12 protein-coding genes are annotated in these 13447 nt (G+C 39.0%); 10 read left to right on the plus strand and 2 right to left on the minus strand.

Annotated elements, in window-relative coordinates; translation table 11 throughout:
• Positions 1–36: 36 nt before the first annotated feature.
• From cdaA to glmM, 3 genes are read left to right on the plus strand one after another with little or no spacing between them, the layout of a single operon-like run.
• Positions 37–924: a diadenylate cyclase CdaA gene (cdaA, locus tag IGK53_RS05470; RefSeq protein WP_002329310.1), complete on the plus strand. Its 888-nt coding sequence runs from the start codon at positions 37–39 to the stop codon at positions 922–924.
• Complete coding sequence (locus IGK53_RS05475; RefSeq protein WP_002329309.1) at positions 921–2093, plus strand: CdaR family protein; 1173 nt, start codon at positions 921–923, stop codon at positions 2091–2093. Before cdaA ends, IGK53_RS05475 begins: the two co-directional genes overlap by 4 nt.
• A 23-nt stretch (positions 2094–2116) precedes the next feature.
• Positions 2117–3472: a phosphoglucosamine mutase gene (gene glmM / locus IGK53_RS05480; RefSeq protein ID WP_430605029.1), complete on the plus strand. Its 1356-nt coding sequence runs from the start codon at positions 2117–2119 to the stop codon at positions 3470–3472.
• Between the two features lie 338 nt (positions 3473–3810).
• Here the strand turns inward: glmM and IGK53_RS05485 are convergent, their stop codons facing one another.
• On the minus strand, positions 3811–4035 hold the full coding sequence (locus IGK53_RS05485) for a hypothetical protein (protein ID WP_002329308.1): 225 nt from the start codon (positions 4033–4035) through the stop codon (positions 3811–3813).
• A gap of 149 nt (positions 4036–4184) precedes the next feature.
• Here IGK53_RS05485 and IGK53_RS05490 point away from each other — a divergent pair, with 149 nt between their 5' ends.
• Positions 4185–5015 (plus strand): helix-turn-helix domain-containing protein, encoded by an 831-nt coding sequence (locus IGK53_RS05490; protein ID WP_002329307.1) that lies wholly within the window; start codon positions 4185–4187, stop codon positions 5013–5015.
• A 153-nt stretch (positions 5016–5168) separates the two neighbouring features.
• Here IGK53_RS05490 and glmS read toward each other — a convergent pair whose 3' ends face one another.
• Positions 5169–6974, minus strand: coding sequence for a glutamine--fructose-6-phosphate transaminase (isomerizing) (gene glmS / locus IGK53_RS05495; RefSeq protein ID WP_002329306.1), 1806 nt, complete (start codon positions 6972–6974; stop codon positions 5169–5171).
• 407 nt (positions 6975–7381) lie between these two features.
• Here glmS and IGK53_RS05500 point away from each other — a divergent pair, with 407 nt between their 5' ends.
• The 6 genes from IGK53_RS05500 (at position 7382) to clpX (ending at position 13367) form a co-directional block, all read left to right on the plus strand.
• On the plus strand, positions 7382–7672 hold the full coding sequence (locus IGK53_RS05500) for a hypothetical protein (protein ID WP_002297551.1): 291 nt from the start codon (positions 7382–7384) through the stop codon (positions 7670–7672).
• Between the two features lie 12 nt (positions 7673–7684).
• The gene (sppA, locus tag IGK53_RS05505; RefSeq protein ID WP_002314847.1) at positions 7685–8710 is read left to right on the plus strand and encodes a signal peptide peptidase SppA; all 1026 of its coding nucleotides are present in this window, start codon (positions 7685–7687) and stop codon (positions 8708–8710) included.
• 2 nt (positions 8711–8712) lie between these two features.
• Positions 8713–9372: an RDD family protein gene (locus tag IGK53_RS05510; RefSeq protein ID WP_002329305.1), complete on the plus strand. Its 660-nt coding sequence runs from the start codon at positions 8713–8715 to the stop codon at positions 9370–9372.
• A gap of 153 nt (positions 9373–9525) precedes the next feature.
• Positions 9526–10458, plus strand: a complete 933-nt coding sequence (locus IGK53_RS05515) for a tetratricopeptide repeat protein (RefSeq protein WP_002314849.1) — start codon at positions 9526–9528, stop codon at positions 10456–10458.
• 153 nt (positions 10459–10611) lie between these two features.
• On the plus strand, positions 10612–11901 hold the full coding sequence (gene tig / locus IGK53_RS05520) for a trigger factor (RefSeq protein WP_002292069.1): 1290 nt from the start codon (positions 10612–10614) through the stop codon (positions 11899–11901).
• Positions 11902–12116: 215 nt separating this feature from the next.
• Positions 12117–13367: an ATP-dependent Clp protease ATP-binding subunit ClpX gene (gene clpX / locus IGK53_RS05525; RefSeq protein WP_002292068.1), complete on the plus strand. Its 1251-nt coding sequence runs from the start codon at positions 12117–12119 to the stop codon at positions 13365–13367.
• Positions 13368–13447 lie beyond the last annotated feature (80 nt).

Genomic DNA, 13447 nt, shown 5'->3' on the forward strand with positions numbered 1-13447 from the left:
TAGAGAGGAAATCTCAAAAGAGAAGAGAGGCTTTTTATGTCATTTCAAATCGGGGAACTTTTTAATTTGGACTATTGGCAGCAAATGTTTTCCGGTGACTTGTTCTCTCTGAATTTTTTGGTGAACATACTTGATATTCTGGTTGTCTGGTATCTTGTATACAAACTGATCCAACTGCTGCGAGGCACAAAAGCGATTCAGCTTCTGAAAGGTGTAGCTATTTTTATTGTTATCCGAATCGTAGCGGAAATCATTGGTCTGCACACCTTGTCTTGGTTGATGAACCAAGTCATCACGTACGGGGTGATAGCTGCTATCGTGATTTTTCAGCCGGAAATCCGGAGAGGACTGGAACATCTTGGACGCAGTTCGCTTTTCAAACAATCAAAAAGCGAACAGCAGGAAGATGAGAAGATGATCTTGTCTTTTGACAAAGCCATCCAATATATGTCCAAGCGAAAAATCGGTGCGCTGATCACTATCGAACGTCATACTGGATTAGATGAGTATATTGAGACAGGGATTGATTTAGATGCAGATATCACTGGGGAGTTGCTGATCAATATCTTTATTCCTAATACACCGCTGCATGATGGTGCAGTTATTGTAAAAGAAGGAAAGATCGCAGTAGCAAGCGCCTATCTTCCACTATCAGAAAGTATGTTGATTCCTAAAGAATTCGGGACTCGACACCGGGCAGCTGTCGGTATAAGCGAAGTCAGCGACGCGATCACCATCGTTGTCTCTGAAGAAACCGGGGACGTCAGCATCACGTTAGACAATGAACTGATGGCTGGCTTATCCCAGCAAGAATATTTGGCAATCTTGCGTAGAGAACTAATTGCTGAAGAGAAAACAAAAAATAAGAAAAACGTGATTCAATCTTTCCTAGACGGTATGACTAAGGGAGGGGATCGCAAATGATCTCAAAAGAGAAACGGACAAGTATTCTTTACAGTTTTATTGCATTGCTGTTCAGTATTGCACTGTACTTCAATGCAAATGGACAGTCCGTTCAAAACACGCTTTCTGGAAATGAAGCGTATAATCAAACAGTCACTGGTGTACCAATCAAAATTTCTTATGATTCGCAACGCTATTATATCCATGGATATGAAAACACAGTGACGGTCAAACTTTCCAGTGCCAACCGAGTCCAGTTGAATGCAGAAGCAAACGAAGATACACGGATGTTTCGCATCACTGCAGATATCACTAAGCTTGGCGAAGGAACACATGAAGTTCCGCTGAAAATTCAGAACTTGAGCAGTGCTGTCACAGCAAAGATGGAACCATCGACTATTACAGTAACGGTTGAGAAAAAGGTGACAAAAGATTTCGATGTGGAAACATTGATCCCTTCAACGATCACACCATCTGGATATGAACTAGATGATACTTCCGTTAGTCCTAAAAAAGTCTCTATCACTACAGGTGACAAAACGTTGGCCGAAATCAAACGAGTAGTAGCTGATGTGGATGCTTCGATGGTCACGGATGATGGCATCAATAGTAAAGTGCCGATACAAGCGCTGAATGCAGCAGGAGAAATATTAAGTACCATTTCCGATCCAGTGCAAGTAACTGTGAAAGCTGATGCAATCAAACCAAGCAAAACGGTACGACTTTATGGGACGCAACAAGGAACACCGGCTGCTGGGGTTGAAAGCTATGATTTCAGTTTTTCAGACTTGGAAGCAGAAGTAAGCGGATCTAGCGATTTGCTTGCATCAATCGGCGACAGTATCGCTGTACCGATCAATGTCTCAGGAATCAGTCATCGAACAACTCGTAAAATCGAAATACCAGTAGAAGAAGGACTAAGTATCAAACCTAAATCAGTCAGTGTGGAGATTACACCCGTAATGCAAACGTCAAGCAGCAGTTCCGCTTCGACAAGCAGTCGGACACAAGAAGATACAAATACAAGTACAAGCACTTCATCTGCTGATTCAGTAACGGTACCTTCAACAACAACGTCCATTTCTTCTAGTTCGGGATCTGCAACAAGCAGTTCATCCACGAGTACAGAAGAAACATCGCAAACAAGCGAATCAACACAAATGAGCAGAACAAATTCCTCGGAAAATTAAGTTAAAGGAGTAATTTTACAACTATGGGTAAATATTTTGGAACAGACGGCGTCCGCGGTGAAGCCAACAAGGAACTTACGCCAGAACTTGCATTTAAGCTGGGACGATGCGGAGGTTATGTCCTAAGCCAGCATGAAAAAGAAGGAAAACGCCCACGCGTACTAGTGGGGCGGGATACAAGAATCTCAGGTCAAATGTTAGAAGAAGCGCTGATTTCAGGACTTTTATCGGTGGGTATCGAAGTGTTCCAACTAGGTGTGATTTCTACGCCAGGTGTTGCTTATCTGACACGATTACAAAAAGCAAGTGCAGGAGTCATGATCTCTGCTTCTCACAATCCAGCGCAGGATAATGGAATCAAATTTTTTGGTGCAGACGGTTTTAAATTAGTAGATGATCAAGAACTAGAAATCGAAGCGTTATTGGACGCAGAAGTAGATGAATTGCCTCGTCCATCAGCTGATGGTTTGGGAACTGTAGAAGAATTTCCAGAAGGTTTATTAAAATATTCTCAATTCCTTGTACAAACGATCAATGGCGATCTTTCCGGTTTGACGATTTGTGTCGATGCAGCAAACGGAGCAACTTCAACAAGTGTCAATCGTTTGTTCGCTGATCTTGAAACAGACTTCTATACAATGGGCACAAATCCAGATGGTTTAAACATCAATGATGGGGTAGGTTCTACACATCCAGAACGTTTAGCTGAGATGGTCGTTGAAAAAGGAGCAGACGCTGGTCTAGCTTTCGATGGCGATGGCGATCGCATCATCGCGGTAGATGAACTTGGGAATATCGTCGATGGTGATAAAATCATGTTTATCTGTGCTAAATACTTAGCAGAAAAAAATCGCTTGAAAAAAGACACTATCGTTACAACTGTGATGAGCAACTTAGGCTTCCACAAAGCGGTAGAAGGAATCGGTCTGAAAGATGTCGTTACACAAGTCGGTGATCGTTATGTTGTAGAAGAAATGCGTAAAAACGATTATAATTTTGGTGGCGAGCAGTCTGGACACATGATTTTCTTAGATTTCAACACAACTGGTGATGGGATGCTTTCAGGAATTCAGTTGTTGAATATTATGAAACAGACGGGTAAAAAATTATCTGAGCTTGCAGCAGAGGTAACGATTTATCCGCAAAAATTAGTGAATATCCGCGTAAGTGATAAAAATGGTGCGATGGATGTTCCAGCAATTAAAAAAGTGATCGAAGAAGCAGAAGCTGAAATGGGATCAGAAGGTAGAATCCTAGTTCGTCCTTCCGGCACAGAACCATTACTTCGTGTGATGGCAGAAGCGCCTACCGATGAGAAAGTTAATTACTATGTCGATAAAATCGCGGCAGTAGTCAAAGAAGAAATCGGTCTAGATTAAGAACCTAAGATAGAAGAGAAAAAGCAAAGACTAGTGACGGTTATTCGTCGCTGGTCTTTGCTTTTTCTTTTATTTAAAAACATATTGTGTAAGAAATATTATACCAATGTAAGAGATGAAAAAAATCAACATCACTAGTAAAATAGCACGTTTGGGCGCTCTATCTGCTTTTAATCCTATTTTTTTGTGGATATGATCAAGAATAATATAACTAGGAATTTGAGCCAATAGATAGACGTAATAATAGTTTTGCCCGTCCGCAATAAGGAAGTACAAAACAAGAGAAGCAACTATACTATCAAAAAAGAGAATAGACCAGCGTAAGAGCGTTAATTTTGTTACCATCGAAAATCATAGGTAGAACTCCAGCGTGCTTCAGTCAAGGTTATTCTACCAGTCCCTCTATTGCCGTTAGTATCTATATAACTATCATTTTTGTAAACATCAGCCTTGATAGTGGTAGTATCTAATTCAGAAGCAAGGGAGACGATTGCAGTAGAAGTCAGGACGAGTGAGGAAACAACAATTGTAGTGACAAAAATAATAAGCATTTTTCTTATCATAGGACAACCTCCATTTTGTTTTTGTTATAATATGAGTATAATAGTTTCTTTGTTACCCTTATATTTTATAATCATCGAATTGTTTTTGGTAGATTTGTTGCATAAGCTCACAAAAATTTTGGAGGGAGAAAAAATTGAGGTTTGGCGAAATGTATCGATATATAAGGAAAGGGAAAGGAATGACTCAAAAAGAAGTTTGTAATGATTTTTTAGATAGGACAACTCTTTCGCGGATTGAAAAAAATGAGACGGAGCCAAGGTTTGAAAATGCTTGTTATTTATTAGAGAGGATAGATGTATCTTTAGATGAATTTAGATATTTGGCAAATATAGAGAATAGAGATAATCGTACAAGGCTTATTGAGGATTTTTATTCTATTATTTCAAATACAGAAAGTGCACAGATAAGAAAGTTGTATAGACGATGTTTAGAATTTACATTTACTTGTTCAGATAAAAAAATAGAAGAAATCCTGTTGATTTTACGCTTGTATTTATCTGCTGATCCTATAGACTTTGATAAAACAGAATGCAAAGGGTTGGTGACTCCGATTTGGCAGCGGCTTTCAAAAATAGAGGTGTGGACATTAAGAGATATTCAAATATTTGCGATCATTTCATTTCATCTAGAAATCAGCACGTTAGAAATAATGTATCCGATTCTATTAGCTACGCTTGATAGATATAATCGATTGGATGTTGTCGATACAGTAAGGCTGACACTTTTGATGAATATCTCTCAAATATATATACAAAAAAATCTTGTAGAAGATGGCCGATACATGTTGAATCTAGCAAAAGATATTGCGAAACGAGCAAAACGAGCTGATTTTCTAGGCACGATCTTCGTAAGATTGGGGTACTGCCAAAACGATACAAAATTAATGCAAAAAGGGTTTGATTTACTTGAAGTAGTTGAAGAAACGGAATTAAAAGTCAAATTATTAAAGGAACTCCAATATTATAGACAGAGAAAGTGAACGATTTATTGAAACGAGGTTTTAAAAAGTAAACGGGAAATAAAGTAAAAATACCGAACACTAAAAATCAAATTTTTTGGTGTTCGGTACATACTATGCTTTTATTTTTTTACAAAAGACTGCAAAAATCAAATGATTTCCCGTACAGAAACGTTACTCAACTGTCACTGATTTCGCCAGATTACGTGGCTTGTCAACGTCAAACCCTCGTAACAGTGTAGCGTAATAGGCAAGTAATTGAGTCGGTACGACTGTGGCAAGAGTAGACAGATAAGGGTGGACTGCTGGCAGTACTAGTTGGTCATTTTCCTTTTCTAATCCTTCTGAGACGATAACTAATGTTTTAGCACCACGGCTTTCGACTTCTTTCAGATTACCTCGAGTATGCGCGCCAGTCACTTCTTCACTGATGATTCCGATCACGGGTGTTCCTTCTTCAATCAAAGCAATTGTTCCGTGTTTCAATTCACCAGCAGCAAAACCTTCTGCCTGGATGTAACTGATTTCTTTCAATTTCAAAGCGGCTTCAAGAGAAACGTTGTAGTCTGCCCCGCGTCCGATATAAAAAGCATTTCTTGTGTCACTGAGGTATTCTGCAGCCAGCTCCTCTAAATAATCTTTCTGGGCAATGACCGATTCCATCGCATTTGCGACTAAACTCAATTCATGAGTGATATCGAACGAAAGAGAAGTTTCTACTTCTTTTTTGTCACCGATAGCTTTGGCTAATAAAGTCAATACTGCTATTTGTGCAGTATAAGCTTTCGTTGATGCTACTGCAATCTCAGGTCCGGCATGCAACAATAGGGTGAAGGATGCTTCTCGCGAAAGAGTAGAGCCAGCAACATTTGTAATCGTAAGCGAAGGATAGCCAAGACGGTTGATTTTTACCAGCACTTGCCGACTGTCCGCTGTTTCGCCACTTTGACTCAAGAAAATAAAGAATGGTTTTTTTGAAAGAAGAGGTGTGTTATAGCCGAATTCACTAGCTAAATGAACCTCGACAGGAATCTGTGTCAATTCTTCCAAAGTCTGTTTACCAGCTAATCCCGCATGGTAACTAGTTCCGCAAGCAACGATGTAGATTCGATCGCTGTCAGATAATGTACCGATCAGTTTTGGATCAAGAGGGACCCGATTGTCTTCTGTTACGTATTTTTGAGCAATACGGCGCATGATAATAGGCTGTTCGTCGATTTCTTTCAGCATATAAAAAGGATAGGTGCCTTTCTCGATATCTGAAGCATCTACTTGCGCTTCAAATGAAGAACGTTCCATAATGTCGCCCGCAAAATTTTGGATAATAATTTTGTCTGATGTAACGGTAACCATCTCTTCATCTTCGACCTCGACGAATTTCTTCGTATGAGCAAGCATAGCCATTGCATCGCTGGCAATCACATTGAATCCATCACCAAGTCCGACTAACAATGGGCTTTTGTTTTTTGCTACATAAATCACATCAGGTGTTGTACGATCAATCAAAGCGAAAGCATAAGAACCTTTGATGATGCGCAAAGCTTTTAAAAATGCCTCTTTTGCCGTCATATCCTTCGCAAAAGTTTCAATCAGATGAGCGATAATCTCAGTATCTGTCTCACCGATAAAGTGATCATCTGTTAAATAAGCATTTTTAAGTTCTTCGAAGTTTTCGATCACGCCATTATGGACGAGCACGAAACGTCCGCTTTGTGAAGTATGTGGATGGGCATTTTCCTCAGATGGTTGTCCGTGGGTTGCCCAACGTGTATGGCCGATGCCTATATTTCCTGTAGTATCAGAAGTTATTCTATCTTTTAAATTTTGGATTCTGCCTTGTGCTTTGACTAAATGATCTGTCGTGCCATCTGAGACAAAGATGCCAGCTGAATCATAACCGCGGTATTCCAATTTTTCTAGCCCGCCAATCAATCCTGGTGTTACATTTTTTAATCCAATCATTCCAACAATTCCGCACATAAAAAACATCCTACTTTCTATAATGAATTCGTATGAATGCTTCCAGCTGCAGGAAAATCCTTTTGTTTTATCTTTGCAGATACTTTTTGTGGATCTTCTGTAGAGTGCAGTCCCTAGGGTCATCCGCCGAATCTTTCGATAAACCCTCTCCTCGTCATCTGTTTACACAGACCAGGCGCTATCCTAAAAGGTATAACTATCCTCCTTTTTTGTTTTTTATCTGGAAACATTTAAAATCATACCCTTTTGCGAATGTTTTTGTCAACAAAAAAAGAATAAAAATAAATTGGTATATATCTAATTGCCTTTTGGGTGTGCGTTTTGTATCAAAAAATAATCGGTTTTTATCTATCATCTTTTTCAGGAGTTCGGTACAATAGAAAGTAATAGGATGAAGGAGGAGAAAAATGGATTCAAAAATTGAAATCATGACACTTGGAATGTTAAAAAAACAATTGTCCGAATTTGAAGCATCAGCTGGTGTATCAGATGATACAAAAATATTTTTAGATACTGGTTGGGATAGCATCCAGGAAATCGCACCTGATGCCTTGGAAGTTGTCCAAGCGCGAGAGTTTACGGTAGAAGATGAATGGACAAAAGAATCATTTTCCGGGTATGCGCGTGAAGAAAAAGCAGAGCGGTTCGACGCTTCCGAGCAGTCAGAAACTGTAATTGTCATAAAAAACTTGTATTAGAAAGGAGAAAGAATGAATAAAAAACGTTGGGCAGCAGTTCTGATTGCTGCGGGATTATTTGTGGTTTCGTTAGTTTCGGCGAGTTTGACTAAGCCTCAGGAAAACAATCAAGTCGAAGGGTTGAACAGTTGGTTATACGGGGATGAAGAGTTAGTACCAAATGTGTTGGAAGAGGGAGACAGTACGCAAAAAATCGTAAAACTAACAGTAGATGGAACGATTGCTGCAGGAGGATCTTCTGGTTTATTTGCTTCTGAAGGTTATAACCATGAAAATTTCATGGAACAACTGAAAGCTGTGGAAGAAGATCCAACAGTCAAAGGAATCTTTTTAGAAGTAAACTCTCCTGGTGGCGGTGTCTATGAAAGTGCGGAAATCGCTAAGAAATTAGATACGATCCGTAAAGAACATGATATCCCGATGTATGTCAGTATGAAAAACATGGCAGCTAGCGGTGGTTACTATATTTCTGCTCAAGCAGATAAAATCTTTGCAACCGAAGAAACAGTGACCGGTTCAATTGGTGTGATCATGTCAGGATTGAATTATTCAGGGCTTTTAGAAAAACTGGGTGTGGAAGACACAACAGTGAAAAGTGGCGCATTGAAAGATATGGGTTCAGGAACACGCCCAGAGACAAAAGAAGAGGAAGCAGTGCTTCAAGCGTATATTGACAGTGCGTATCAACGATTTGTAAGAATCGTTAGCGAGGGACGGAATAAATCTGAAGAAGCAGTCAAAAAAATAGCAGATGGAAGGATTTATGATGGTGTCCAAGCAAAAGAAGTAGGTTTAGTCGATGAATTGGGATTCCCTGAAGACGCCTTACAAGCTATGCGAAAGGAACAAAAACTTGAAGATGCTGAATTAGTAGAATATTCCTCCGCATCATCTGGATTTGCCAGCACATGGTTAGGGAGCAAACTGGCAGAGTTCCAAGGATTGAAATCTTCTGAAACTAGTCAGATCTTATCAATACTTGAGAATCTCGGAACTGCAGAATCACCAAAAGCAATGTATTATTACGGAGGTGAGTAAGCATGACGGAACTTCCAAACGAAAATAAGGAACAAGGAAGAGAGAGGCAACAGCAGCCTGCTGTGGGACCTGATCCAAGCTTTTCCCAAAAGGTGCTGAGCTCTTTTGAAAGAGAACCGATGACGTCAGAAGAAATCAAAAAGAAACAACGGAAATGGAAAAAGTATACTGACACAAAAAATGAACCACCAAAAGCAAATGATTTTCCTCATTATTTCTATGCAGGTTTTTTGATCCGAATGTTTGCCTTCTTGATCGATCTTTTGTGTATCGGAGCTATTACACGTTTAACACTTGGTATTGCCAAAAATCTAGGTTGGCTGAATTTTTCAGATTCGTATTTGAGTCTCTATGGATTCACAGCATTACTCATTTATTTAGCGTATTTTGTTTTATTGACGAAACTCAATCATGGCCAAACGATTGGGAAAATGATCTTCGGTATTCGAGTCATCAGTTTTGATGAAGAAGAACTTAGCTGGTCAACTGTTTTAGTTAGAGAAGGTGCTTGTCGGTTCATTCTAAAGTTTCCTTTGCTGATGTTAGGGTATATTCCAGCAATCTTTAATCAGAAAAAGCAGCATCTGGGAGATCTTTTCACTAATACAAGTGTCGTTACGATTAATCTGATCAAAGCATTCAACCAAGAAGTTAACAGCTGATGATCCATAAAAAACAGTAGTTTGAAGCATCTTCTAAAAGTCAGATCAAAAATCTAGCTTTTAGAGGATGCTTCGATTATTTTTAATTGTCATGCTTTTTTTGTTTTGCTACTATTGAACATGAGCTGAACATAAGTAAGAGGAGGACACTGCGTGAAGCCGATTGATTTTCCAGAAAAATATGAGAATTTAATGCGAGTGGCCCAACAAGCACTAGCAAACCAGCAATATCAGCAGGCAAAAGAACTATTTCAACGTGCTTACGAGTTGAAAGAAAGCTTTGAGGCTAATAGCCTGCTTGTTTTTTGTCTTTATGAGTTAGACGAGAAAAAAGAAGCGTTGAAACAAGCACTCTTACATGAAAAACAGTATCTTCAAAACGAGGAGTTTGCTGAATTTTATTTTGACTTGTTAATCAGTGCACAAGATTTTTTATATGCTAGAAAATTGATAGCAAGTACAGATTTTTATGAATCTTTTGAGCAGCGTATCATTGAAAAAATCCAATTTGCAGAAGAATTGTCCGGACAAATGGAGAGGCAAAAAGTCAAGGCACTCCATAAAAAATCGGAGGAACTTCCTTCATTGGAACCAGCACGTCAGCTGTCGTCTATCGAGGAGATCGAACAGCTTCCTTACCATGAGTTTATCCAAACAGCGAGTAAACTGATTGTATTACCAGAGGTCCATATTTTAGCGAGGGCAAAATTGCTGGAGACACTCAGGCAATTGAATGAATGCAACCCTGTTTTCTATTTGACGATTGAAGAAAAACTAGTCAAAGTCATACCCAAAGATTTGCCTAAGCCACAGCAACAGTCAAGTTATCGACAATTGTGTGTGTTTTCAGATCATTACGGGAATGAAGATGCGCTACTTAGTTCGGTGCTGAAAGAAGAATTTACGTTGCAATCTGCAATCGTTTATCCTGTCTATGATACATACATTGAAGACCCGAGGCGTTGGTTTCAACTGACTGTAGAGGCATGTACAGGAAAAACGATGTATGATGGTACGGAAGATGAAAAACAAGATTTTTTTAAAAAACGAGAGAAAATTTTGCAGCAAATGATCTTCTTCCATTAGATTTTATCAGTGAGAAAGATAAAAATGTTATGAAAAACAAGGATTCTACCCATTCAATATGTTTACAATTTGAAAGGGTTAGTGTACTATTTAAAGGTATGCATGAAACGTTTTTGATGTATAAAATGAATTTCTAAACTCGGAGGGAATTAAATGACTGCAACATTTGAAAAAAAAGGCACGAATGATGGTGTTTTAAAATTTACGATTGCGCAAGACGAAATCCAAAAAGGATTAACAACTGCGTTTAATAAAGTGAAAAAAAGCTTGAACGTACCTGGATTCCGTAAAGGGAAAGTTTCTCGTCAAGTATTCAACCGTATGTACGGTGAAGAAGCTTTATATGAAGATGCATTGAATGCTGTATTACCAGAAGCTTATGAAGCTGCTGTCAAAGAAGCTGGCATCGACCCTGTTTCTCAACCAAAAATCGATGTTGAAAGCATGGAAAAAGGTCAAGACTGGGTAATCACTGCTGAAGTAACAGTGAAACCAGAAGTAAAATTAGGACAATATAAAGATCTAGTTGTTGAAAAACAAGACCGTGAAGTAACAGATGCTGACGTGGATGCACGTATCAAACGTGAACAAGAAGCACAAGCTGAATTAGTTATCAAAGAAGATGCTGCAGCTGAAAATGGCGATACAGTAGTAATCGACTTCGAAGGCTTTGTAGATGGCGAAGCGTTTGATGGCGGAAAAGGCGAAAATTACTCACTTGAATTAGGTTCAGGTTCATTCATTCCAGGATTTGAAGATCAATTAGTTGGTCATAAATCAGGTGAAAGTCTAGATGTAAATGTAACTTTCCCAGAAGATTATCAAGCAGAAGATCTTGCTGGAAAAGAAGCAGTTTTCAAAGTGACAATCCATGAAGTAAAAGCAAAAGAAGTGCCTGAATTAGATGACGAATTCGCAAAAGATGTGGATGACGAAGTATCAACATTAGACGAATTGAAAGAAAAATATCGCAAAGAATTAGTAGAAACAAAAGAAAAAGCAGCGGACGATGCAAAAGATGAAGCAGCAATCCGTATGGCTGTTGAAAACGCAGAAATCGTTGAATTGCCACACGTGATGGTTCATGATGAAGTACATCGTTCAATGGACGAATTCTTGAACAACATGCAACGTCAAGGTATCTCTCCTGAAATGTACTATCAATTAACTGGTTCTACAGAAGAAGACTTGCATAAACAATTCGAAGGTGAAGCAGAAATGCGCACAAGAACAAATCTTGTGATCGAAGCAATTGCAGCTGCTGAAAATCTTCAAGCAACAGAAGAAGAAATCAATGCAGAAATCCAAGAATTATCAGAAACATACAACATGCCAATCGAACAAATCAAACGCGTGTTGACAGAAGATATGCTGGAACATGATGTGACAATGAAAAAAGCAATCGAATTGATCACGGGTACAGCGACAGAAGCAAAAGAATAGAAATTAAGTAATAGAGGTTATGAAATAAGGGACTGTGACATGTTTGTTGTCACAGTCCCTTATTTTTTGCTAAGCGTGAAAATATACAAAGATATAGGTCAATCGATCCTTTGTTAAACACTTTTTCTTTTTACTAAACTATGTTATGATAGTAAAAGACTGTAAAGTCTCTGATAGTTTCTTGCATACTTTTTGCAAGTTAAGGGGTGAAGACCATGTATGACAATCCAAGTAGCAATGAGACCGTACGCTGTTCTTTTTGTGGGAAAACCCAAGAAGAAGTGAAAAAAATCGTAGCTGGTCCAGGGGTCTACATCTGTAATGAATGTATCGACCTATGTAAAGAGATCATTGATGAAGAATTTTATGAAGAAGCTGTACGCGAATTCACTGAAGTCCCTAAACCACTAGAAATTCTTGAAGTATTGAATAACTACGTGATTGGACAAGATCGCGCAAAACGCTCGTTAGCTGTCGCTGTATACAATCACTACAAACGTGTCAATCAGCAAGCACAAGAGAACACAGATGATGTTGAACTACAAAAAAGCAATATCTGCTTGATCGGACCTACAGGGTCAGGGAAAACATTTTTGGCACAAACATTAGCAAAAACGTTGAATGTACCTTTTGCAATCGCAGATGCGACAAGTTTGACAGAAGCTGGTTATGTGGGTGAAGATGTAGAAAACATTTTGCTTAAATTGCTCCAGTCTGCTGATTACAATGTGGAACGTGCAGAAAAAGGGATCATCTATATTGATGAGATCGATAAAATCGCGCGTAAAAGCGAAAATGTATCCATCACTCGTGATGTTTCCGGTGAAGGTGTCCAACAAGCCTTGCTGAAGATTCTAGAAGGAACTGTTGCAAGTGTTCCGCCTCAGGGAGGACGTAAACATCCACATCAAGAATTTATCCAGATCGATACGACGAATATCTTGTTCATCGTAGGTGGGGCGTTTGATGGTATCGAAACAATCGTGAAGAACCGTATGGGCGAAAAAACGATTGGATTTGGTACGCAGAACCAAAAACTTTCTGAAGACGAAAGCGTCATGCAGCATATCATTCCTGAAGATTTGCTGAAATTCGGATTGATTCCTGAGTTTATCGGACGATTACCTGTTATGGCAGCTTTAGAAAAATTGACAACAGATGATCTGGTACGGATCTTGACTGAGCCAAAAAATGCGTTAGTCAAACAATATCAAAAACTTCTTTCTCTAGATGATACTGAACTTGAATTCGAACCTGAAGCGTTGAGAGCTATTGCGAAAAAAGCAATCGAACGCAACACTGGTGCTCGAGGTCTTCGTTCTATCATCGAAGAAATCATGATGGATGTGATGTTTGATATTCCTTCAAATGAAAACATCGAAAAAGTGATTATCACCAAAGAAGCAGCTGAATTGTCTGGTGAGCCAACAGTGATCTATAAAGATTCAGAGAAAAAAGCGGGTTGATGAGAAGAGGCTGCCGTAAAAGTCATTTTGGCTTTTACGACAGCCGCTTGCTTTATTCATCACCTTTTTAAGGAGAGAGA

The sequence above is a fragment of the Enterococcus sp. DIV1224 genome, from assembly GCF_050555455.1.
Lineage (GTDB): Bacteria > Bacillota > Bacilli > Lactobacillales > Enterococcaceae > Enterococcus_B > Enterococcus_B lactis.